This is a genomic window from Gardnerella sp. Marseille-Q9691 (assembly GCF_046507715.1).
Lineage (GTDB): Bacteria > Actinomycetota > Actinomycetes > Actinomycetales > Bifidobacteriaceae > Bifidobacterium > Bifidobacterium greenwoodii.
Genome location: NZ_JBKFXI010000002.1, coordinates 188140 through 213105, shown reverse-complemented (window position 1 = coordinate 213105; position 24966 = coordinate 188140). Strand labels below are relative to the sequence as shown.

Annotated in this window: 15 protein-coding genes; 12 read left to right on the top strand and 3 right to left on the bottom strand. The window is 46.2% G+C overall.

Going from position 1 to position 24966, the window contains the following annotated elements:
- The first annotated feature begins 13 nt into the window (after nucleotides 1–13).
- The 6 genes from ACLD6A_RS04375 (at nucleotide 14) to ACLD6A_RS04350 (ending at nucleotide 10193) form a co-directional block, all read left to right on the top strand.
- A complete protein-coding gene (locus ACLD6A_RS04375; RefSeq protein ID WP_410313706.1) occupies nucleotides 14–961 on the top strand; it encodes an alpha/beta fold hydrolase in 948 nt (315 codons plus the stop codon).
- 83 nt (nucleotides 962–1044) lie between these two features.
- A complete protein-coding gene (locus ACLD6A_RS04370; RefSeq protein ID WP_410313705.1) occupies nucleotides 1045–2889 on the top strand; it encodes a L,D-transpeptidase in 1845 nt (614 codons plus the stop codon).
- 10 nt (nucleotides 2890–2899) lie between these two features.
- Nucleotides 2900–4324: an App1 family protein gene (locus tag ACLD6A_RS04365; protein WP_004134358.1), complete on the top strand. Its 1425-nt coding sequence runs from the start codon at nucleotides 2900–2902 to the stop codon at nucleotides 4322–4324.
- A gap of 10 nt (nucleotides 4325–4334) precedes the next feature.
- Nucleotides 4335–6935, top strand: coding sequence for a S9 family peptidase (locus tag ACLD6A_RS04360; RefSeq protein ID WP_410313704.1), 2601 nt, complete (start codon nucleotides 4335–4337; stop codon nucleotides 6933–6935).
- Nucleotides 6936–7103: 168 nt separating this feature from the next.
- Entirely contained in the window at nucleotides 7104–7829 is a 726-nt protein-coding gene (locus ACLD6A_RS04355) for a Crp/Fnr family transcriptional regulator (protein WP_019260739.1), read from the top strand.
- A gap of 36 nt (nucleotides 7830–7865) precedes the next feature.
- Nucleotides 7866–10193 carry a transglycosylase domain-containing protein gene (locus tag ACLD6A_RS04350; RefSeq protein ID WP_410313703.1) on the top strand — a complete coding sequence of 776 codons (2328 nt, stop codon included), beginning with the start codon at nucleotides 7866–7868 and terminating at the stop codon, nucleotides 10191–10193.
- A gap of 130 nt (nucleotides 10194–10323) precedes the next feature.
- On the opposite strand, the gene ACLD6A_RS04345 is transcribed toward ACLD6A_RS04350, so the two are convergent.
- Nucleotides 10324–11478, bottom strand: a complete 1155-nt coding sequence (locus ACLD6A_RS04345) for a quinone-dependent dihydroorotate dehydrogenase (protein WP_410313702.1) — start codon at nucleotides 11476–11478, stop codon at nucleotides 10324–10326.
- Between the two features lie 175 nt (nucleotides 11479–11653).
- On the opposite strand from ACLD6A_RS04345, the gene ACLD6A_RS04340 reads away from it, so the two are divergent.
- On the top strand, nucleotides 11654–12511 hold the full coding sequence (locus ACLD6A_RS04340) for a DeoR/GlpR family DNA-binding transcription regulator (RefSeq protein ID WP_410313701.1): 858 nt from the start codon (nucleotides 11654–11656) through the stop codon (nucleotides 12509–12511).
- A gap of 80 nt (nucleotides 12512–12591) precedes the next feature.
- Here the strand turns inward: ACLD6A_RS04340 and ACLD6A_RS04335 are convergent, their stop codons facing one another.
- Nucleotides 12592–13419, bottom strand: a complete 828-nt coding sequence (locus ACLD6A_RS04335; RefSeq protein ID WP_410313796.1) for a peptide ABC transporter permease — start codon at nucleotides 13417–13419, stop codon at nucleotides 12592–12594.
- 31 nt (nucleotides 13420–13450) lie between these two features.
- Nucleotides 13451–14140, bottom strand: coding sequence for a tRNA (cytidine(34)-2'-O)-methyltransferase (locus ACLD6A_RS04330; RefSeq protein ID WP_410313700.1), 690 nt, complete (start codon nucleotides 14138–14140; stop codon nucleotides 13451–13453).
- 468 nt (nucleotides 14141–14608) lie between these two features.
- Between ACLD6A_RS04330 and rpoB the strand changes: the two genes are divergently transcribed.
- The 5 genes from rpoB to ACLD6A_RS04305 all read left to right on the top strand — a co-directional run bounded on the left by rpoB (nucleotide 14609) and on the right by ACLD6A_RS04305 (nucleotide 24700).
- The gene (gene rpoB / locus ACLD6A_RS04325) at nucleotides 14609–18157 is read left to right on the top strand and encodes a DNA-directed RNA polymerase subunit beta (protein ID WP_032841565.1); all 3549 of its coding nucleotides are present in this window, start codon (nucleotides 14609–14611) and stop codon (nucleotides 18155–18157) included.
- A gap of 82 nt (nucleotides 18158–18239) precedes the next feature.
- A complete protein-coding gene (locus ACLD6A_RS04320; RefSeq protein ID WP_410313699.1) occupies nucleotides 18240–22259 on the top strand; it encodes a DNA-directed RNA polymerase subunit beta' in 4020 nt (1339 codons plus the stop codon).
- Between the two features lie 434 nt (nucleotides 22260–22693).
- The gene (locus tag ACLD6A_RS04315; protein ID WP_410313698.1) at nucleotides 22694–23776 is read left to right on the top strand and encodes an ORF6N domain-containing protein; all 1083 of its coding nucleotides are present in this window, start codon (nucleotides 22694–22696) and stop codon (nucleotides 23774–23776) included.
- A 250-nt stretch (nucleotides 23777–24026) separates the two neighbouring features.
- The gene (locus ACLD6A_RS04310; protein ID WP_004134390.1) at nucleotides 24027–24368 is read left to right on the top strand and encodes a type II toxin-antitoxin system RelE/ParE family toxin; all 342 of its coding nucleotides are present in this window, start codon (nucleotides 24027–24029) and stop codon (nucleotides 24366–24368) included.
- On the top strand, nucleotides 24368–24700 hold the full coding sequence (locus ACLD6A_RS04305) for a helix-turn-helix domain-containing protein (RefSeq protein WP_004134392.1): 333 nt from the start codon (nucleotides 24368–24370) through the stop codon (nucleotides 24698–24700). Before ACLD6A_RS04310 ends, ACLD6A_RS04305 begins: the two co-directional genes overlap by 1 nt.
- Nucleotides 24701–24966 lie beyond the last annotated feature (266 nt).

The following is a 24966-nucleotide window of genomic DNA, read 5'->3' as shown; positions in this document are numbered from 1 at the left end:
ATTATTAGGCACTATGTGTGAAGCTTTTAATAACGCAAATAATAAGTGCGATTCTTTTAAGGATTGCTCACTTTTTCAGTTGCACAATACGGTTTATAGAGATGTAAAAAATTCTGACGATTCAAACAATTCCAATATTGTTCCAATCGTTTTAATCCACGGTTTTCCGGTTGATCACCGCATGTGGGATGCTTGTGCAGATTCTTTGAACGCACAAATTGATGCCGCTCTTGAATCCGGCTTGTTAAAGCATGACGTTCCTATTTTTGCTCCGGATATGGTTGGTGCCGGCTTGAGCGAGACTCCAAAAGCCGAAAGCTCTGAGTTTAACGAGGCTGATTACGCTCACGCTCTCGACGCTCTTAGCGCATCTTATGTAAAGCTTATTAACGATTTGGGCTTTAAGCGCGCTGTATGGGTTGGTCTTTCTATGGGCGGCTATGTGGCTTTGGACGTTCAGCGTCTTCTTCCTAAAGCTGTTGCCGGCATTGCTTTATGTGATACTCGAGCCTGCGTTGACGCTCCTCAAGCACGCGCTAAGCGTCTTGAAATTGCAGATGTTTGCGAGCGCGACCAAACGGTTGAACCAGTTATGCATTTTGCTCACGCAACCGAAAAAGATTCTACGGTTAAACAGTCGCCTGAGTTTATTCAAACTTTTGAAAATTGGATTCATGATCAGAAGCCTGAAGGTTTGGCATGGCGTCAGCGCATGGCAGCCTTCCGTCCGGACATGGAAGATCAGCTTCCTTTGATTACAGCTCCGGCTGCTGTTATTAGCGGCACTTTGGATCCTTCTAGTGCGCCTGAAATTATGCGACCAATGGCCGAGGCAATGACTTCTTCAAAGCATGTTGATTTTACGGTTATTGAAGATTGTGGACATTTCAGCGCTACTGAGCATCCGTATGAGGTTGCTTCTGCTTTGGTGACTTTATTGTCGGCAGTGCAGCGTTTGTAGAGCAATATGTAATTTCGTGCGTCGCTAGTGATAGACTGTACGAGCGTGTTTTTGCGTACAATTATTGAGCAGAGGTTATTAATATGACTGATATGCAGCACAATCCTGAAGGCGAAGATTCCTTCAATCAAATGCCGGGTCATACGCCTGATGACGCAAGCGACGACACAGTTGCTTTTGCGCAAGTCGAGCAGAATCAGGTAGATAATCAATCTGCCGATAATGATGGAAAAACTCTTGCCGAAAATCTTGGTGAAGTTGCAGACGAGTACGAAGATCAAGATTCTTTCGACAGCGGTCTTTCTGTACAAGAAATACTTATTAACAATTCTGCTGATTCTACAGCAACAGACACTTTTAAGGCTGTAACGCCTGATTCTCAATCTGAGTCCGAAAATGGCGGCAGCAGAAATGGTAAAGGTGGCAATCGAGGCGGTCGTGGTGCTAACGAAGCGAAGGCAGGCTCAGCTAATCACGGCAATCGTTCTGCGCTCGCATTGCTTTATTCTCTTCTAGTTTTTGTTATTTTGATAGCTGTAGCATTCTTTGCGCTACAGTGGTATTTCCACGATCGCGTATCTCCAGGCGTTAATTTTGGTGATGTTTCTGTTGCTCGTAATCTTACGGGTTATAAGGAGGATTCCGTAAAGCGCGTTGTAAGCGATGCCGTGGATGCTTCTTCTTTGGTTATTAAGGACGACCGTGGAAACAGTATTACTGCAGATTTGGGTGAGCTTGGTGTAAAAATCAATCAGCCGAACACTGTGCGAGCAATTATGCAAGCTAAGCATGATAATTTATTCACTCGCATTATGCCTTGGATTCAGCAGTCTGTTAGTTTGCAAGCTAAGGTTGATCATTCTGCAATGGATTCGTATGTGCTTACTAGGTTTGTTCGTGAGCGTGATCGTGCCGTTCCTTACAGCGCAAAATTCGACAAGAATTCCGAGTCTTACGTTGTAGAAGATGGTATTCCTGGACGCACTATTGAAACTTTGTCCGTGCGCGAAGCTGTGAAAAAAATACTGGCTCATCCTGGTAAAAGCTTAAAAGTTTCAGTTACTTCTCGCAAAACGCAAGCTCCTATTAAGCGCGATGCTGCACAGAAACTTGTTGACGAATTAAATAAGTTGCTGTCGAAAAAAATTACGTTTAATAACGGCGACGGAAAAGATTTTACTGTTCCTAAAACAGTTCTTGCTTCTTGGATTACTGTAAAAGCTGATACTACGCGTCGTAAGCTTTCTTACACTATTGATACAGATAAAGCTGACGAGTTCTTGTCTCAGGCGCTTCCTAAAGAGCTTAATCAGCAGAAAGTTAATCAGGAAGACGCAATCAATAAAGACGGAAAGTTTATTTTCACAACCATGAAGGGTTCTAATGGTGTTGAAATCACTTATGCAAAATCAGCTGCAGAAAAAGCAGTTGAGGCTTTGCGTAAGGGTAATGATTTTAAGCTGACTCTTCCTGCGAAAATCACTAAGTTTACGGTTGAGAAAAAGCTTGTGGAAATGCGCATTGTTGTTGATAAGTCAACTCAGACTGCGTCTGTTTATAGAAACGACGAGCTTGTGAAGACTTTCCCTGTTTGCACCGGTAAGACTGGCGCGGATGATTCAACTCCTGGCACGTTCTTCATTTACTTGCGTTACGCTTCTCAAGATATGCGCGGTAGAAATGGCGATGGTTCTTCTTACTTCTCGCCTAATGTGCGCTGGGTTAGCTATTATCACGCTGGAGAAGGATTCCACACTGCTTCTTGGAATTATGATGGTATTGCTACTGGCGATGCTGCAAATCACGGTTCTCACGGATGCATCAACATGTACGAGCAGGATGCGCGCTGGATTTATGAGAATTGCCCGCGCGGCACAATCGTGCAGATTGTAGGAACTACTCCGGATGGCCCTGTGCGCGAGAAATGAGCGTATGAGCATGTATGAGGGTGAGGGTTCTGGGAATGAAACTAGCTCATTCGATAAGAATGTAGCTACTTCTGCAGCGCCCTCAAAGCCTGCTGCCGCGCAACCTGCAGCACCTTCGCAATCTCGTAGAATTAGCAGCACACCAATTCCTGTACACGTTACAGCCACACTTTTTGACGCACCGTCTGAAGACGAAAAAATCAACAATAAACCTTGGTTTGTGCGCGTAGTAAGACGTGTTATTACGTCTTGTGTTGGAATATGGATGCGATTTGCTTCTCGCATTGCTCGCCGGTTAGGGTGGTATCCAAGCGTAGAGCCGTATATTGGTTATGGAACGCATCGCTATGCTCGCTTAATTTGCCGCACAGTGTACGCACCAAAACGCGGACACCATTCGGCTCTAAAGCGCGGTATTTACGCTATGCTTGTGATTCCAGCTGTTCGTGTTCGTGTTGCGCTATCAATAGACAATATTCCTGTAGAAACCGCGCAAGTCGGCGATTCTGAAGTTTATGACAAGCCGGAAGAAGCTCGCGGTGGTAGTGCTGAATATTGTATTTCGGATCGCGCAGGCTACTTGGATTTGATTACCGAACGCGCTCTTTTGCCGGGTCGTCATGTTGTTTCTTACACGCTTGAAAATCGTGAGCCGGTTAAAGCAAGCTTGTTTGCTATTGATGACAACGTGCCAATCGGAATTATTTCCGACGTTGACGACACTATTATGGTCACTCAAGCGCCTTCTCCAATTCGCGCCGCCTACAATCTGCTTATTATGAATCCGGCGCATCGTTCGCCTGTTGCTGGAATGTCGGAGTTTTTCCAGTCGCTGTCTAATTTGCGTAACGATATTCCATTTTTCTATCTTTCAACTTCTCCTTGGAATGTTGAGGCTTCGATTCGTCACTTTATTGAGCGCGAAAAGTTTCCTGAAGGCCCTCTTTTGCTCCGAGATTTAGATCCTCGTCCTAAAACTTTTATTCCAAACGGGCCGCAGCATAAGTTGGAGTTTGCAACCCAGCTTATGGATGATTTTCCAGGTATGCGTTTTGTGCTTATTGGCGACGACGGTCAAAAAGATCCAAGTACTTATGCGAATATTATTCGTCAGCATCCTGGCAGAGTGCTTGCTGTTGGTATTCGTCAGCTTCATAAGCGAGATACTGTAGACAATTTCCGACGTAAATTATCGCGTGACTTTGCGGTTGCTCTTAGTGTTTCTCGTCGCGCTTATATTTTTGAAGACGAAAACATTCCAGAAATTCCTACAACGGAACTTGAAAAGTTTGACGATAATCTAAATGTTGTAGAAGCAAAAGGTGCTGCCGGAACATTGCAAGGAGTGCCATTTTTTGCAGCGCCTACAGGTCAAGGATTGTCGGAAGTAATGCTTCCGTTTATAAAAGAGGCTATTAAAAGCAGAGTAAGGTAAAAAAATATTTATGAGCGAAAAGATTTGCGAAACAAGCTGTAAAACAACTTCCCAAACAGTCTTTGAAAAACCTGCAGAAGCTAAGCGAATACCCTCGAAGCGTGAATTTCATGGCGATACTTATGTTGACGAATACGCTTGGATGAAAAATCGTAGTAGCAGCGAGCTTCTTGAGTATATCAATTCTCAAAATGCGTATACTGCTAAGCGTGTTAAGCATTTAGAAAACTTGCGTTCTACATTATTTAACGAATTGCGCTCTAGGGTTCAAGAAACAGACATGTCTGTTCCTGTGCGAATGAATAATTACTGGTATTATGTTCGTACGCAAGAAGGAAAACAGTATGCTATTCAATGCCGTATGAAAGTTAGCGATGAAGCTAATTGGAATCCGCCTACTATAGATGAGTCTGCTGAGCCGGGCGTAACTTTAGGTGAAGAAATACTTTTTGATGCAAACAAAGAAGCGGAGCTTGCTGGAAGTAAATTCTTCCGGCTTGGAGGCATGGATTTAAGCTCCGACGGCACTCGCATGCTTTACGGAGTTGATACTCAAGGCGACGAACGTTTTAGCTATTTTATGCGCGATTTTTCTTCCAGCACATGCTCTTGGTCTACTTTGGAAGAGTCCTGGGAGAATCTTTCTTCTGCTTCACTTTCTCCGGACGGAAAATGGGTGTTTTATGTAAAAATAGACAGCGCATGGCGTCCTTACCAGGTTTGGCGTCACCGCGTTGGAACACCAATAAGCAGCGATGTAAAAGTTTTTGAAGAAAAAGACGAGCGCTTTTTTGTTGACGTTTACGAAAGTTTTGACGAACGCTACATGATGATTAGTAGCAGCTCTAAAACAACCTCTCGTGTGCTTATGCTTCCGCTGAGTACGCCTGAAGGTGATTTTCGCATGGTTATTGAGCCGGTTGAAGGCGTTGAATACGACATTTCCTTCGCATGCTTTGAAGGCGCTGGTAAAAACGGTGAAGATATTCCGGTTGCTATTGTTTGCCACAATGCTAAAAATCCTAATTTTGAGATTGACGTTATTGATATGCGAAATCTTCCGGACGCAGAATCGGACGCAGAATCGGACGCAAATACGGACGCAAATGCAAGCGCTGGTGCAAGCGCAACTACAAGCGCAGTCTCATCTAAAATTGCAACTTATAAATTAGGCGATGGCGTTTGCGTTGCTTCCGGTTCTCCTTACGGCTGTGAAAATGGAGATTTGTGGGAAGATTCTGCCAGCAAAAAGCCTATTTGTCAGCCGTATAATTGCGAACAAAATCCTGAAATATTGCGAAACTCAGTAGGCTTAAGCATAAGCGGATTGTCAATGTATAAAAATTATGTTGCGTTGGCGTATCGCGCTCAAGGATTGCCGCATCTGGCTGTAGTTAGCAAAAAGCGCGCTGCAGAAGACTTTTTAAACGGAAAGCCGTGGCGTTTTTACGAAGTTCAGCCTCAAAGTGTTTTAGAGCACGAATCTACTCGCGTTAATGTTCAAAACGTAAGTACTTCGCACGCTAATAATCTGGAATCTTGTATAACTAATCAAACTAAATCTTCTTCGCGTGAATCTCTTTGCAAAATATCTAAAGAAGAAATCAAAAATAATCGCTTGTTTAGTATTTCTATGACTGGAAATCCTTCTTATGAAGCTCCTCGCATGCGTTACGCTTTTGGAAGTTACGCAACTTTAGGTCAGCTTCGTGAGCTTGATCCTTCTAGCGGCGAAGACGTGTTGCTTAAGCGCGGGAAGATTCTTGGCGAGTTTGACGAGCATAATTACGCCGAAAAGCGCATATGGATTAGCGCTAGAGATGGCGAGCGCGTGCCGGTGTCTATTGTTTGGCGACCGGATAAAATTTCGCAAAACGAAGCAATGTTTATTACAGGCTACGGCGCGTACGAAGTAAGTTCGGACCCTAGTTTTTCTGTTGGACGCTTGAGCTTGCTAGATCGCGGAGTGCTGTACGCGCAAGTGCATGTGCGAGGTGGCGGCGAAATGGGTCGCGCGTGGTATGAGCAGGGTAGGCGCGTTAATAAAAAGCACACTTTTGAAGATTTTGTTGACGCAACGCGCGCATTGCAGAATGCTGGTTTTGCTTCGGCTTGCCATACTGTTGCAAATGGTGGTTCTGCAGGCGGTTTGCTTATGGGTGCTATAGCAAATATGGCACCACGATGTTATGCGGGAATTGAAGCGGACGTGCCGTTCGTTGACGCACTTACTTCTATGCTCGATTCTTCTTTGCCGCTTACTGTAACCGAGTGGGATGAGTGGGGAAATCCGCTTAATAATGCTGAAGATTACGCTTATATGAAGTCGTATACCCCTTACGAAAACGTGCCTTGTGCTAGTAGTGAAGAGGGGCGCAAAAAATTAGCTGATTTTCCGAAAATCTTAATCACCTCGTCTATTCACGATACTCGCGTACTTGTTACTGAACCTATGAAATGGCTTGCGAAATTGCAGGCTTCTGGGGTGGATGCTATTGCGCGTGTTGAAACTGACGGCGGCCACGGCGGAACTTCTGGCAGGTATAGGCAGTGGCAGGAGCTTTCGTACGAAAACGCTTGGTGTCTTGGTGCGATGGGCATAAACGAATAGCCTAACGACCAAAACTACTCAGTTGCGAGTAGTTTATGTGCCTTCCAGCTAATATTCGTGATATTATAGTCCTTAGTGTTGTTCGTTTACGCGCATACGTTTACGTTCATCCGTGTGCGTAGGTAACTCAAAGGCGATGTATCTACTTTGCTTGAGAAGGGTAAAGCAATGGTGATAAGCAAAACTAGTGCAGTGATCACAAATAGTGATAGATTGTCTCTGCAACACACTGCATTGTTTAAGCAAGTTCCTGCGGATCAAATGAAGGAACTTTTGGTGCATCTTCAGGAGTCGATTTTCAACAAAGGTGAGTCGATTTTTAATGAGGGAGATACCGATCACAGAATGTATCTTCTTGAGCGCGGTCGCGTAAAATTAGTGCGTCATTCTAACGATAATCGCGTGCAATTGCTTAGTATTCATACTGCTGGCGAAATTTTGGGCGAAATTCCTGTTTTTGACCCAAAGGGCGGTCCTCGTACCGCTTCGGCAATCACGATTACAAGCAAAACAAAAGTTTTGTGGCTGGAAAACGATATTTTATTCGCTTGGCTAAATAATCATCCTCGAGTTGCTGTAGATATGCTGCAAGTTTTGGCTGCGCGAATGAGAGCGAATAATGAGAGAATTTCCGATTTAGTTTTTATGGATGTTCCAGCTCGTTTGGCAAAAACTCTGTTGAATTTGGCATCCAGATTTGGCGAGCCAATGAGTGACGGTTTGCTTGTGCCGCACGATTTAACTCAGGAAGAATTAGCTCAGTTGGTTGGTTCTTCTAGGGAAACTGTAAACAAGGCGCTTATGGATTTTGCAAATCGAGGGTGGATTATGCGAAAAGGACGCTCGATTATTATTTATAAGCCGGGAATGTTAATTCGAAGAGCAGAGCGCTGATTGTTCAAGTAGAGGCAAACCTTTAGAATAGTACGCATGCCGAAAAAGAATTCACTTACTGCTCGCCGTGTGCTAGCGCTGTTTCTTACCTACATCACTTTGTGTGTTGCTGGTGGTGTTGCTGCAAGTATTATGTTCGTTCCTGGCGTTATGAGTGTGAATAGCGTGGTGAAAACAGTTGTTCCTTCACTTCGCGTTGATGGCATCGATTTTGACGTAACTGCTTTGCCACAAAAATCGCGACTTTATGCAGCTGACGGCAAAACAATTATCGCAACATTTTACGCGCAAAATCGCACTGTTGTGCCGCTTAGACGTATTTCGCAATATATGCAGCAGGCAATGGTTGCTCGTGAAGATAGGCGATTCTTTGAGCATTCTGGCGTTGACGTTCAAGGCGTTATGCGCGCGTTTGTGAAAACATTCGTTAAAAAGTCAGATATGCAAGGTGGCTCTTCCTTAACACAGCAGTATGTGAAAAATGTGCTTATGATCAAAGCGCGCGAAAACAACGATCCTTTGGCGGAATATCACGCTTCTGAAGGCACAATTGCGCGTAAGCTTCGCGAAATGCTCATAGCAATCCAAATGGAAAAGAAGTATTCAAAACTTGAGATTTTGCAAGGCTATCTTAATATTGCGCAATTTGGTAGCAATAATATTTACGGTGTAGAAACTGCAGCTCACCGCTACTTTAATACGAGCGCAGCAAAGCTTAATCTTGTGCAGGCTGCAACTATTGCTGCAATCACAAAAAATCCTTCTCATTACGATCCATCTATTGAAGAAAATCAACCAGAAGCGCAAAAGCAGCGCAATATTGTGCTTGATTTAATGCTTCGTCAAGGTTTTATAAATCAGAAAGAGCACGATACTGCTGTAGCAACTCCGCTAAAAGATACTCTTAATGTGCAGCGAGAAGTGTCTAAGATTGGTTGCCAGGCTGCAGGTGACGCTGCATTCTTCTGCGATTACGTAACCAAGCGAATTTTGCACTCTCGCGAATTTGGAAAGACGGCTGTTGCTCGAGAAAAGCTTCTTACTGAAGGTGGTCTCGATATTTACACCACTATGGATTTGCGCGCAAGTAAGGCTGCAATGAAAGCTGCCCGTGACACGATTCCAGTAAACGATAAAAGCGGTTTTGAAGTTTCGATTGCCGCTATTAAGCCTGGAACTGGTGAGGTTTTGGCCTTTGGTAGCAACCGTATTTATGATGCGTCCGACGCTGCTAGGTCTGACCCAACTCATACTGCTCTTAACTACGCTGTTGACGAGCGAGATGGTGGCGGTCTTGGCTGGCAGATTGGTTCTACTTGGAAGCCTATAAATATGGTTGCGTGGATGCTTGCTGGAAAGTCAATCAACCAGCCTCTTCGCACAACTATTAGATACAATAATTCTGATTTTAACTGCAATAAGTTCCGCGGAGCCGGATCATGGTTTGTGCAAAACTCCGGCGGTGGCACTGTTAGCCCAGAAACGCCTTTGCAAGGTCTTGTTCGTTCTCACAACACTACGCAGGCGTCTATGGCTCAGCAAATTAAGCTGTGCTCTATTGCAGACGCTGCTAAAATTCTTGGCTACCATAATTCGCCTCTTGGTCAGGAAAGCGTGTATTCTGCCAATTCTTTGAACCCGCCAATGACCATTGGTTCTGTGCAGGCTTCGCCTTTAACTGTTGCGAATGTGTATGCAACTTTGGGTGCGGATGGTGTTGCTTGCGACCCGATTGCCATTAAGCGAGTTATTGATAAGAACGGCAAGCGTTTAAGAGTTCCTAGTGCGCATTGCCATCAGGCTATTCCAAAGGGTATTGCACAAACTGCCGCATACGCACTTAATCAGGGTGTTGTTCAACCTGGTGGTGAGGCTTCAACAACTCAGCTTGACGGCGGACGTAAAACCTTCGCAAAAACTGGTACTAACGAACAGTACTACATGACCACAGCAGGATTTGTGCCGTATCAGGTGGCTTCGTTTGTGGCTGTCGGCAATGCCGAATCACAAAAGAGCTTCAACGGCATGACTATTAACGGTCGCACAATGGCAGCTTGGTATGGTATGTATATTGCAACGCCTGCCTGGAAGCAGTTTATGAACGACTATTTGAAGGCTGCTAATATTCCTGTTGATAACGATTACGGAAAGCCGGATCCAAAGTACACTGCCGGAGCTTCCCCAACGCACGACTCGCTTTATAAGAAGCCTGCACAAACTGAGCAGGAGAAGCGAGATGAAGACGCTCGTCGTCAGGCCGCTAGCGAACAGCAGGAAGAGGCTAATAGGCAGCAGCAGACTCAGGATCAGTATGGAACTGCTCGTCGAGATGACTACAGCACCTCCACAGGAGATGGGTATTAAGTTTTAGATGATTAAACAGCGCAGGCGGCATAAACTACTTGCACGTGCGCTGTTTTGGCCAAAAATGCGCAAAAAAAACGGCATAAACTACACGCAACTGAGTAGTTTATGCCGTCACTTTTAGTCTAATTTAGTCTAAATCTGCTCCAACAGCGTCGGAAACATGCTCGAATCCGTCTCGCTTCAAAAGATCCGCAAGTCCGCGCTTTAGCGTCGTAATCTGCTGCGGTCCTCTGTACATAAGCGACGTAATAAACATAACCAAATCCGCACCAGCGCGAATCTTCTCGTATGCTTGCTTTGGTGTAAATACGCCGCCGATTCCAGCAATAGCAAAACGATCGCCAAAAGCCTTACGCGTGCGACTAATAAGTTCGTTACTTGCTCTGTAGGTAGGGCCTCCAGAAAGTGCGCCTTGCCAATCTGCTGGAACGTCAAGTCCGGAGCGGTTCTTCTGCAAGTTTGCAATACTTACGCCATCAACCTTATGCTCGGCAAGAACGTCTAGAAGTGACTTAAACTGCTCCCATCCTCCCGGCAAATTAAGCGGCATCTTAACAAGAGTTGGCTGCGGTCGCTTAATAGTATCAAGATCGCTAAAAAGCTTATCCAGCGCTTCCGGCTCTCTAAAAGGCTCACCTACGCGAGTATTCGGGCAGGAAATATTCACCTCAATAATCGAGCTGCGTCCAGCAGCGCGTTCCATAGAAATGTGATAATCTTCAATGCCTTCGTTTAAATCGCCAACTAAATCGTCGTTAGTGCGAGCAATCGAAATAGACATATTCATTGACTTAGCTTTAGTCCACGCTTTTTCTGCGCGCGCAACAACCGCTTCGCTGCCGTCGTTTGCTAAGCCTGCGTGTACCAAAATAGAGTCGTATTGCGGAAGACGATGATACCAAGGCTTCTGGTTTCCTTCGCAAGGACGGCTTGTAGTTGAGCCAACTGTTTCAAAACCAAAGCCGGCATTGTCTAGCACTGTTGCCATTTGGCAGTTTTTATCTAAGCCGGCGCTTAAGCCGAACGGGTTCGCAAAATCCAATCCCATAACATTCGTTTCAAGAACCGGATCCGTGTAGTTAAGCATTGTGCGAAGAAGCCACATAAGTCCCGGCGTATTTTCGCTGAATTTGCAGAAGTCAATCATGCGTTCGTGAGCTTCGTCAGGAGGAATGTTGAACACAAAATGAGGCTTTATTACATGCTTGTAGGAGAAAGTGAAAAGATTAGTCGTGGCTTTATTGACGACATTGTGCAATGAATTTTCAGAAACGTAATGCATATCTATATACTAGTGCATTATTTGTGCGTTTGCCACCCGAATGCGCGTTCGTTTTTGTGCGATTTATTACAAAAATAAGATTTGTACGCGGGTAAATGTGCGTTCTTTTCGTTTTTACACCCCAAAACGCTCAATCGCGTTTGTTTTTTGCGTATACTTGTGCGATAATGTTCGTATGATTTCTTCGCAGCGTCAACATTTGATTTTAAGCCGTCTTCGTACTCGCGGTGCAGTTCGCATTACCGCGCTGTCTAAAGAGCTGAACGTTTCTGCAATGACAGTTCGCAGAGATATTGCAGAGCTTTCCGATCGCGGTCTTTTAAAGCGAGTTCACGGCGGCGCTGTAACAACCAACACTTTGCTTTCCGAGCCGCTGTTTTCTGTAAAGTCGCAAATGGACATTGGTTTGAAGGATGCTATTGCGCGTTTGGCTGTGGACTACGTTTCTCCGGGAGATGTTATTGCTATTGGCGGCGGCACAACAGCTTACGTGTTTGCGCAGCATTTGCTGGAGTCTCGCAGGGCTTCCGGAATTACGATTTTGACTAATTCGATTCCTGTTGCCGAGCTTGTGCAGGCTTTGGAATCCAAGGATGTTGAGGTTATTGTAACCGGCGGCGTGATTACGCGCTCCAACTCTCTGGTAGGCCCAATTGCAGACAAAGTTGTGGCTTCTCTTCGCGTGAATACCGTGTTTCTTGGCACGCACTCGGTGTCTCTTCCTCGCGGATTCCTTATGCCGAACTCTTTGGAAGCGGCTACAGATATGGCTTTAATGGATATTGCTGACCGCACTATTATTTTGACGGATCACACTAAGTGGAGCTGCACGTCGCTTTCGCTATTTGCGCGTTTTGATCAGGTTGATACTGTTATTACCGACGATGGTTTGGACGCTGATTCTCAGCTTCGTACGCGCGAGCTTGTTAAGGATTTGGTTTTGGCGCCTGTTGGTGACGATCGCGAGATTCTTAATTCTGCTACAGATTCTGCGGATTTTGATTTAGCACATAATTCTGCAGACGAAAACTGACGCGAAGTTTTGCGCGAAGTTGCGATAGGTTTGCGCGAAGTATTGCGCGAAGCTGGAATACGTTTTTGCTTAACTCACGCTTAGCGCACGTTTACAAAAAGCGGCTCGCTATGCAATCCCGCAACGCGCTTATGCTCAACTCTAAGAACATAAGTTCCGCGATTTACCTTCGGCAAATCCTCGTCTGCAGTGCAGCCTTTTCCTGCATTCGTATTGGTATTCCAGGTAATCTTCTTTTCAAAATGATCGCCCTTAGCCATAAGAAGAGGTTTCAAAGCAGTATCGCAAGTATCTGAACGCCACACTGCGTTAGATAAGTAGTTGCTGCTATTTGCGTCTTTCGTGTCTTTTGAATCTTTAGTATTTTTGCCGCTTTTTACTTCTTTGTTATCTTTGACATCTTTACTATCTTTTGCGTCATCATTCGCCTTACTAACAGCATCGCTACTGTTTACAGACAGCACAGAATTCATATCTGAAGCATCAATAAGACACGAAGTATTCCCCTCATAAACAAAACGCTCAGTAAGCTCAACGCTTCCGCCCATAGGAACGTTTTGAGATTTCACAGAAAGTTCAATATTAATATCGCGCGCAGTGCATCGTGGAGTAAGGCCAACCGGGCGCGGATCCGGCACGGACTTTCTAGAAACATTAACCTCATGTCCTGTAATCGCTCCGCCAACTGCAGCAAGTCCCTTACCTAAGCTAATAACGCAAAATATTGCCAGCGACACAATCAAAAAAAGCACTACACACACAAAAACGCGTCTGCGAAAATACATTTTTTGCTGCGACGTGCTCATTTTTTTGCCGGATTTACGCAATTTACTGCGATTAAATATGGCGCTCGCTTTGCGCTGCACCTGTCGCTTTATTTTGCGCTGTATTCCGGATGGTGTGAACATATTATCCATTGTAATGCATAGTTTGATGTGCTTACTTGCCGCCGGCGAAACCGAGCTGTCTCCACGCTTCATACACTGCAATAGAAGCGCAATTCGTAAGATTTAAGCTACGAAGCGAAGGTCGCATTGGAAGACGAACCTGCTCTGCCACATGCGGGCCTGCCATAACATCCATCGGATCCGGAATATCTCCTGGCTCTGGTCCAAAAAGCAGAATATCGTTCGGCTTGTACTCAATATCAGTGTAAAGTTTCGTAGCATTTGCTGTAAAAGCAATAATTCGCGAATTAGGCATCGACTCAACTAAATTCTCAAAATTAGGATGCAAAACAACGTGAGCCATATCGTGATAATCCAAGCCTGCGCGACGCAGTTTAGTATCGTGCAAATTAAAACCAAGCGGTTCAACCAAGTGCAATATAGTGCCAGTTACAGCGCAAAGACGAATTGCAGAACCGGTATTTCCTGGAATACGAGGGGAGTAGAAGCAAAGATGAGGAGTGTGCGTTTCTGCTCGTGCGGCATCGTCGGCGCTGAGCATGGCGTCCATAACGCTAATTGGATTTCCATGAGCGTCGGTTACAAGCTCGTCCGGACCGTAGTTTGACTTGCGGTATCCGTACTCGTACATTTGCTCTACGCGGCTTGCGGCGGCTTTGTGCGCGTCGGTTTGCTCTTCGGTTTTTGCCGCTGCTTCTTGCGTATTCTCGCTGTTATCCATTCTATTCCTTAGCTTTTAAGTATTCCTTACGTAACTTCGTAATCGTAACGTATTTAGTTTACTCGCAACTTGCACATTATGTTTCATTGTTTTGGGAAACATTTGTCGTGTGGTTTTCTCGCGTTTGGAGGGTTTGGGGTTGCGTATCGCTCCAAATGTGGGGTGGTTTTCTCGCGTTTGGAGGGTTTGGGGTTGCGTATCGCTCCAAACGCGCGCAATTTTTCCGGCGTTTGTTGTCGGTTTTTTATTGGCGTGGTGATAGCTGCGAAAAGTCCGGAGCTTTCGCTAGAATAGACAGTCTGTGTAAGGTGTGTCATATAGCGGGCATGCTCATGGAACCGAAGAAGGCGCCCGCGAATCAAAATATGCTTAAATAAGCACCAAATTTGCCGCGATTTTCTTCAGTTTTCAAATATTGATATTAACTAGCGAGTGATAAAGGAACGTCCATTGGCTGCTGAACAAGCTATGACGAGCACCACGAAAGTCATCGCACGTGCTGACGAGCATGATATTAAACTGCACAAAGCGTCAGATCGTGTGAATTTTGGCTCCATTTGTGAGCCTATTGATGTGCCATACCTCCTCGGCGTGCAAACCGACAGCTTTGATTGGTTGATCGGCTCTGAGCGCTGGAAGAAGCGCGTCGCTGAAGACGAGGCAAACGGAACTCACACCGTGCCTCATGTTTCCGGTCTTGACGAAGTCTTCCAGGAGATTTCCCCAATCGAGAACTTTGCTGAGACAATGAGCCTCACATTCTCCGACCCATACTTTGAAGAACCACGCCACACTGTGCTTGAGTGCAAGGAAAAGGATTACACCTATTCCGCACCACTTTATGTGAACGCTGAGTTTGAAAACGGCGAAACTGGCGAAATTAAGAGCCAGACTGTTTTCATGGGTGATTTCCCACTTCAAACTCCTCACGGCACCTTCATTATTGGCGGAACCGAGCGAGTAATCGTTTCTCAGCTTGTGCGCTCCCCAGGCGTGTACTTCGACCGTGCGCAAGATCGCACTTCCGACAAGGATGTTTTCGGTGCGAAAATTATCCCAAGCCGCGGTGCATGGTTGGAATTTGAGATCGACAAGCGCGACGTTTTAGGCGTTCGCGTAGACCGCAAGCGCAAGCAGTCCGCAATCGTATTCCTTATGGCAATCGGCATGACGAAAGACGAAATTGCCGAAGCTTTCCAAGGATATCCTCTTGTTTTGGATGCGCTCGCAAAAGAGCCTATCGATACTCAAGACGATGCACTTACCGACTTGTATCGTAAGATTCGCCCGGCTGACACTGCAACTCCAGAAGCTGGCCGCAATCTTCTCGATTCCTTCTACTTCAACACAAAGCGTTACGATTTGGCTCGCGTTGGTCGCTATAAGATCAACCGCAAGCTTGGTCTCGAAGCAGACTACAGTGATCGCAGCTTGAACCGCGAAGATATTATCGCCACTATCAAGTATTTGGTAACCTTACACGCAGGCGAAAAAACCTTCCCAGGTAAGCGCGATGGTCAAGACGTGCAGTTGCGTGTTGACGTTGACGATATTGATCATTTCGGCAACCGTCGTATTCGTCAGGTTGGCGAGCTTGTGCAGAATCAGCTTCGTACCGGCTTAAGCCGCATGGAGCGCGTTGTGCGCGAACGTATGACAACTCAGGATGCGGAAGCAATTACTCCACAGTCCTTGATTAACATTCGTCCAGTAAACGCAACTATTAAGGAATTCTTCGGAACTTCCCAGCTCAGCCAGTTTATGGATCAAAACAATCCATTGGCAGGCGTTACGAACAAGCGTCGTCTTTCCGCACTCGGCCCTGGTGGTCTTTCTCGCGATCGCGCTTCCATGGAAGTTCGAGACGTGCACCCATCCCACTTCGGACGTATGTGCCCAATCGAATCCCCAGAAGGTCCAAACATCGGTCTTATCGGTTCTTTGGCAACCTTCGGACGCATCAACCCATTCGGCTTCATCGAAACCCCATACCGCAAGGTTGTTAACGGTCACGTAACTAACGAAGTCGAATACATGACTGCAGACCGCGAAGCTGAGCACGTTATTGCTCAGGCAAACCAGGAACTCGACGAAAACGGCAACTTCGTTGGCACTCAGGCACTTGCCCGCGTGGACGAAGAAGAAGCAGTCGATGTGCCTGTAAGCACTGTAGATTACATGGACGTTTCCCCACGCCAGATGGTTTCCCTCGGCGCTTCCTTGATTCCATTCTTGGAGCACGACGAAGGCCACCGTGCTTTGATGGGTACGAACATGCAGCGTCAGGCTGTGCCGCTTATTAAGTCCGAGCGACCACTTGTTGGTACCGGCTCTGAATGGCGTGCAGCAGTTGATTCTGGCGACGTAATTTTGGCAGAAAAGCCAGGTGTTGTAACCTACGTTTCTGCAGATATTATTCGCGTTATGAACGACGATGGAACTCAGTCCAGCTACAAGCTTTCTAAGTTCCAGCGTTCTAACCAAACTACTTGCTACAACCAGGTGCCACTTATTAAAGATGGCGAACGCGTTGAAGCTGGTACTGTTTTGGCAGATGGTCCTGCAACCGAAAAGGGTGAACTTGCATTGGGTAAGAACTTGCTCGTTGCATTCATGCCTTGGAATGGTTACAACTACGAGGATGCTGTGATTATTTCCCAGCGTCTTGTGCAAGACGATACGCTTTCTTCCATTCATATTGAAGAATACGAAATCGATGCTCGCGAAACCAAGCTTGGTTCCGAAGAGATTACTCGCGATCTTCCAAACGTTGGCGAAGATGCGATTGCAAATCTCGACGAGCGCGGCATTATTCGCATCGGTGCAGAGGTTGAAGCCGGCGACATTTTGGTTGGTAAGGTAACTCCTAAGGGCGAAACCGAGCTTACTCCAGAAGAGCGTTTGCTTCGTGCAATCTTCGGCGAAAAGAGCCGCGAAGTGCGCGATACTTCTTTGCGCGTGCCACACGGCGAAACCGGTACTGTGATTGCAGTTAAGGAAATCACTCGCGAAGACGCTGAAGACGACGGTGACGAGCTTCCAAACGGCGTGAACCAAATGATTCGCGTCTACATCGCTCAGCATCGTAAGATTACGCAAGGCGATAAGCTTTCCGGCCGCCACGGCAACAAGGGTGTTATTTCCCGCATTTTGCCAGAAGAAGATATGCCATTCTTGGCTGATGGTACTCCAGTTGACATCATGCTTAACCCGTTGGGCGTGCCTTCTCGAATGAACTTGGGCCAGGTGCTCGAGCTTCACTTGGGTTGGATTGCTCACGCTGGCTGGGATATTAACTTGGATCCAGATCTTGAGGCTGCTTGGAAGAAGTACGTGCCGCAGGGCGCTGAGCATGGCGATCCATGCACTCCAGTTGCAACCCCAGTATTCGACGGCGTTCGCCCAGAAACTTTGAAGGGCTTGCTTTCTACAACGCTCGCAAATCGCGATGGTGAAAAGCTTGTTGGCTCAGACGGCAAAGCAACTTTGTTCGACGGTCGCACTGGCGAGCCATTCCCGAAGCCGATTTCTGTGGGCTACATGTACATTTTGAAGCTGCATCACTTGGTTGATGATAAGATTCACGCTCGTTCCACTGGTCCTTACTCCATGATTACCCAGCAGCCGTTGGGTGGTAAGGCTCAGTTCGGCGGCCAGCGCTTCGGCGAAATGGAAGTGTGGGCGCTCGAGGCTTACGGTGCTGCTTACACATTGCACGAAATGATGACCACGAAGTCTGATGACGTCGACGGTCGCGTGCGAGTGTATGGCGCTATTGTTAAGGGCGATAACCTCCCACCAGCAGGCATTCCTGAATCCTTCAAGGTGTTGCTTAAGGAAATGCAGTCGCTTTCCCTTAATGTTGAAGTGTTGAACGCTGAAGGCGTTGCAATCGACATGAAGGATGAAGAGGACGACCCAGTTTCATCTTCCGACGATCTTGGCTTCAATATTGGCGCTCGACCAGATTCGTCCGCCAAGGAAGACCAGATTGCTGTTGAACCTGAATACCAGTGATTCGGTAACCGATTCGGTAACGAACACACTTTAAGAAATTAAGAAACATTAGAAAACAATTTCATGAGACAGGACGATAAGAGTGCTGGACGTCAACGCATTTGACAAACTGAGGATTGGACTGGCCACCGCCGAAGATATCCGTAGCTGGAGCCACGGCGAAGTAAAGAAGCCAGAAACCATTAATTACCGTACCCTAAAGCCAGAGAAGGACGGTCTGTTCGGTGAGCAGATCTTCGGTCCAACTCGCGACTGGGAGTGCGCGTGCGGCAAGTATAAGCGCGTGCGCTTTAAGGGAATCGTGTGCGAGCGATGCGGTGTAGAAGTTACCCGCAGCCGCGTTCGCCGCGAACGCATGGGTCATATTGAGCTTGCAGCTCCGGTAACACACATTTGGTTCTTCAAAGGTGTGCCAAGCCGTTTGGGCTACTTGCTCGACATTGCACCTAAGGATCTTGAAAAAGTAATCTACTTCGCAGCCTACATGGTTACGAAAGTCGACGAAGAGCAGCGTCATCAAGATCTTCCAGATTTGCAAGACGAATTCGATACTGAAATCGGCAATCTTCGCAAGCGTCGCGATAACGAAATCGAAGCGCGCGCAAAGAAAGTTGAAGAAGACTTGCACGAGCTGGAAGAATCTGGCGACGGTAAGGGTGCTGCAAAATCTAAGTTGCGCGCTAGTGCAGAACGCGAAATGTCTGCTATTCGCACTCGCTACGATGAGCAGATTCAACGTTTGAACGCCGTGTTTGACCGCTTCAAGGGCTTGCGTGCAGGAGACATGGAAGGCGACGTTGACTTGTGGCGCGAGATGGAAGATCGCTACGGCGACTACTTCGAAGGCTGCATGGGTGCTGAAGCTATTAAGAAGCGTTTGCAGGACTTCGATTTGAAGTCTGCCGCAGAAGAGCTTCGCGCAGAAATCGACAATGGAACCGGTCAGCGCAAGGCTCGCGCTTTGAAGCGACTGAAGGTTGTAAACGCATTCTTGACTACTGGAAACAAGCCAGAAGCTATGGTTTTGGACGTAATTCCAGTAATCCCACCAGATTTGCGACCAATGGTTCAGCTTGATGGTGGTCGTTTCGCAACTTCCGATTTGAACGATTTGTACCGTCGCGTAATCAACCGTAACAACCGTTTGAAGCGACTTATTGAGCTCGGCGCTCCTGAAATCATGCTTAATAACGAAAAGCGCATGCTTCAGGAAGCAGTCGACTCGCTCTTCGACAACGGTCGCCGCGGCCGCCCAGTAACTGGCGCATCCAACCGACCATTAAAGTCGCTTTCCGACATGCTTAAGGGTAAGCAAGGCCGATTCCGCCAGAACTTGCTCGGTAAGCGTGTTGATTATTCCGGCCGTTCCGTAATCGTCGTTGGTCCAAGCCTTCGCATGCATCAGTGCGGTTTGCCAAAGCCAATGGCATTGGAGCTTTTCAAGCCGTTCGTTATTAAGCGTTTGGTAGATCAGGGCTTCGCTCAGAATATGAAGAGCGCAAAGCGTTTGGTTGACCGCGGCGACTCCGAAGTTTGGGGCGTGCTCGAGGAAGTTATTTCCGAGCATCCTGTGCTTCTTAACCGCGCACCTACACTTCACCGCTTGGGTATTCAGGCATTCGAGCCAATTTTGGTTGAAGGTAAAGCAATCCACCTGCCACCACTTGCCTGCGCAGCATTCAACGCAGACTTCGATGGTGACCAGATGGCAGTGCATCTTCCGCTTTCTGCAGAAGCTCAGGCTGAAGCGCGCACTTTGATGATGGCTTCCGACAATATCTTGAAGCCAGCAGACGGTCACACCGTTACAATGCCTTCTCAGGATATGATTTTGGGTCTTTACTACTTGTCTACCGTAATTGAGGGAGCCAAGGGTCAAGGCCGAGTCTTCTCCTCGCTTGCTGAAGCTGAAATGGCTCTCGACAAGCATGAGATTGACATGCAAGCTAAGGTGCTGATTCGCGTTCCTTCAGACTTCGTATTGCCAAAGAATTGGGAGCCTTCCGAGCTTAAGGTTGTTGATCCTGAGCCAGGCAGCCCAGACGTTGTGCGCGAAGAGCGTTTTAAGGACGGAACTGTACTGTTTGCAACTTCTTGCGGACGCATTTTGTTCAACGGAACTTTGCCAGTCGACTATCCGTTCGTAAACGAGCAGGTGCCGAAGGGCGTGCTTTCTAAGATCGTCGACGAAATCGCAACCCGCTATTCTACAGCTCAAGTTGCTGCAACACTCGACGCTTTGAAGGATCTCGGCTTTACTCGCGCTCCATGGTCTGGCGTAACAATGGCATTCTCCGACATTGTGCTTCCTCCAAACCGCGAGCAAATCGCGCAAGATTACGAGGATCAGGCTGCAAAAATCAACTCCCAGTACGACATGGGTCTTCTTACCGATGAAGAGCGTCGTCAAGAGTTGATCAACTTGTGGACTGAATGCACCGATAAGGTTGCAGACGCAATGCGCGAAAACTTCCACGACGACAACAACGTGAACATCATGGTTCAGTCTGGCGCACGTGGTAACTGGATGCAGATTCGCCAGATTGCTGGTATGCGAGGCCTCGTGGCAAATCCTAAGGGTGAGATTATTCCTCGACCTGTTAAGTCAAACTACCGCGATGGTCTGTCCGTGTTGGAGTACTTCATCTCCCAGCACGGCGCTCGTAAGGGTCTGGCAGATACCGCACTTCGTACGGCAGAATCTGGCTACTTGACTCGTCGTCTTGTGGACGTTTCGCAGGAAGTAATCGTGCGTGAAGAAGATTGCGGCACTAAGCGCGGTCTTATGATGAAGATTGCTGATCGCGACGAAAACGGCAATTTGACGCTTGTTAAGGCTGCTGACGGTGGTCCATACTCGCGCTTGCTTGCTGCAGATGTTCTCGATCCTGCCGACGGCACAACAGTTTTGGCAAAGTGTGGAGATGCGCTTTCTATGGACGTTTTGCGTGATTTGGTTGCGCATGGCGTTGAGGAAGTTAAGGCGCGTTCTGTGCTTACTTGCGAATCTAAGCGCGGCGTTTGCGCAAAGTGCTACGGCTGGTCCTTGGCTACGAGCCGACTCGTGGATGTTGGCGAGGCTGTTGGTATTGTGGCAGCACAGTCCATTGGTGAGCCTGGTACGCAGCTTACGCTTCGTTCCTTCCACTCTGGTGGTGTTGCTTCGGCTTCCGATATTACGCAGGGTCTTCCTCGTGTTACGGAGCTTTTCGAGGCTCGTACTCCTAAGGGTGAGGCTCCAATCGCTGAGTTCCCAGGCGTTGTGAAGGTTGAGGATACCGACCACGGCCGTCAGGTGACTTTGACTCCAGACGACACTACTGTTGAGCCAATCGTTTACCCTGTGACGCGTCGTGCGCCAATGCTTGTAAAGGATGGCGAGCATGTTGACGTTGGTACGCAGCTGATTGAAGGCTCTGTGGATCCTAAGAAGATTCTTCGAATCCTTGGTCCTCGTGCGGCTCAGGTGAATATTGTGGAAGAAGTTCACAACGTTTACCGTTCTCAGGGCGTTGATATTCACGACAAGCACATTGAAGTTATTGTGCACCAGATGCTTCGCCGTATTACGGTGATTGATTCTGGTGACACTGAGCTTCTTCCTGGTGAGCTTGTGGATCAGGCAAAGTTCCGCGAGGCAAACTTGGCTGCTGTTAAGAACGGTGGCAAGCCTGCTGCTGGTCGACCAGAGCTTATGGGTATTACCAAGGCTTCTTTGGCTACGGATTCTTGGCTTTCTGCCGCATCCTTCCAGGAGACTACGCGCGTGCTTACTGAGGCCGCCTTGAGCCAGAAGGAAGATGACCTTAAGGGCTTGAAGGAGAACGTTATTATCGGTAAGCTCATCCCAGCTGGTACCGGTTTGGCGCGTTATCGCAACGCTAACGTTGAGCCGGATCCTCAGGTGCGCGACTCCATTTACCCTAACTTCGGTTTGGGTGGTGCGGATAGCACGCCTTCGAACTTCGGTGAGAGCGATATGGGCGATGTTGACTTCTCCAACATTGATTTTGGCGACATGAAGCTCGGTGACGACTTTAATCCAGATGACTTCCTTGATGATCAAGGCGGTCAGGGCGATTATGGCGACGAAGCTGAGTGATTGCGATAATCTGATATAAATTGGGGCTTCAAGCTTTCGGGCTTGAAGCTCCTTTTTGTTACTGGCGCAGTTGGTGTTCTGCGCGCGTGTCTCTTGCGTAATCTTACGTAACTACTTATTTTCGTGCGTTCAATACCTTTTTCGTGCGCTCAATACCTTTTATCCACAATGCGTTAATCTGATTGCGAAATTATTGTCAAGTCGAATAACCTCAGTCGTATGATTGCAGCAAATACTAGTACTATCAGCATGGTTTCAAGCGCTGAACAAGAGCATCGATGCATCATACCTATTAATTCAGCTCAAAGACTAATAAATCTACGCACGATGTTGTTTATTTGTTACTGGCGCAGTTGATTTAAAAAAGTTACGCAGTAAAAGTTACGCAGTGCGTGGCGGATTGGAAAAGATATTTAGATAATGTTGGGGGCATTATGGCAGAAGAGAATAAAGAGATTGTGATAATAGATGAAACTACGATTAAAAGTAAGATCTACTATATAAGAAATCAAAAAGTTATGCTTGATTCGGATTTAGCTGAAATTTATGGTTATGAGACAAAAATGTTTAATAGACAGGTCAAAAGGAATATTGAAAAATTTGATGACGATTTTATGTTCCAATTAACCGATGAGGAAGTATCTGAACTTTCAAGGTACCATTTTGGCACCTTGAACGATGGGCAAGTATCTGAACTTTCAAGGTCGCATTTTGCGACCTTAAACAAAGCGCAAGGTAGAGGCAGTAATATTAAATACAAGCCCTACGCCTTTACAGAACAGGGTATCTATATGCTTATGACTGTATTAAGGGGAGAGCTGGCAGTTAAGCAAAGTAAGGCTTTAATACGAATGTTTAAGCAGATGAAAGATTTCATTATTGAAAATAGAGACTTTCTTAGCTCAAAAGAAATGGCGCAACTGTTATTGCAAACAAGTCAAAATACAAATTACATAATGCAGCATTCAAAAGAAATAGCAAATATAAATGATAAAATTAGCACCTTTGCAACAAAAGAAGATCTGAAAAAGGTAATGGATAATTTTATAGATAGTAACACCTACAAGCATTTTCTTTTGCTGAATGGAGATAAGATAGAAGCAGATGTTGCCTATACAAAAATATATAAGTCAGCAAAGAAAAGCATCTATGTTATAGATAATTATATAGGGCTTAAAACATTGGAACTCTTAAGGGCTGCAAGAGATAACATGCAAATCATAGTTTTTAGCGATAATGTAAGAAATAAAGATATGCTTACGAAAAATATTTTAGATGATTTTAGAAAAGACTATCCTAATATAGATTTGAATTTGAAGATAGCTGATAAAAAATACCATGATAGATATATTGCAATAGACTTTGGGGCAGAAAATGAGGCCTTTTATCTTTGTGGAGCATCATCAAAGGATGCAGGAAATAAAATATCAAGTATTACCAGGATAGAAGAATCGTCGAAGGATATGTATCATACAATGTTTGCTGGAATGTTAAACAATAAGAATTTGAAAATTTAATACACAGAGAACAAAGTAGATAGTTGTATGAGCTTTAAGCAAGACGGTAGAAATAAAAATCTATCGTCTTTTTAATTACTGCAAATTAGAGAACGCGTGTGTTCTGCGTTAGTGGCTGATTTTGGTTGTTTTGGGACATGCGTGCAGATTGGCGACTGCGTTAGTAACGTATGGTTGCTTGTTTTGACAAGATGTATACAAGCGATTATGCTATATATAACATAAACAGGGGGTTGGGGAATTGTTTGATGTGATTTTTTACAGTGATAAGGATGGTGATAAGCCAGTACGTGAGTTTATTAAAAGTTTGGATGTTAAGTTGCGTGCGAAGGTGGTTTCGGATTTGCATCGTTTGGAGATGTTGGGAAACGATGCGAGGGAGCCGCTTAGTAAGCATGTTGGCAACCATATTTTTGAACTTCGCACTATTTTAGGTAGCAACATAGTGCGTATTTTATACTTTTTTGATGCTAATAAAATTATTGTTGCCACCAACGGATTTGTTAAAAAGCAGCAGAAAACTCCGCGTAGTGAGATATTGGTAGCTATGCAGAGAAGGGCTGAATATTTTAATAGAAAGATAGGCTTGTGATGAAAAAGCAAGAGTTGCAGGGAACGCAAGTAGGGCAGGGAATGCGAATGAATGATTTACATGAACTTACGGACGAGCTTATTAAGGATCCTGAATTCAAGAAAGAGTATGATGCTCTTCAGCCGGAAAGAGATTTGACTATGTCGCTTGTGATGGCTAGGAAAAAGGCTGGTTTGACTCAGGCTGAGCTGTCGGAGAAGACTGGTATAAGTCAGTCGGATATTAGCAGGTTGGAAAATGGTTCGAGGAATCCGACTATTGCTCTTTTGAATCGTATTGCAAATGCTTTGAATGCGACTTGCAGGATTGAGTTTGTGCCGAATGCGCGTTGACGTGTTTTAGCACTGTGATTTAGCGATCAACTTTCCTTGTGCCTTCCAAACGAACCTGTCGGAAATTCCGACAGGTTGAATTTTTGTTATGAATATAAAGAAAGCACAATCGTGTGCGCGCTTGAGCGTAAAGCACAACCTAGTTTCTAAAGCACAGCCATACTAACCTGCCCTGCCTTCGTCTTTATTGACGAAGGCAGACCTCGCTTGCGTTGAAAGCACACCGTGCTTTCAGCATTGAGTCGTCGCTACCGCATTAGTGTATC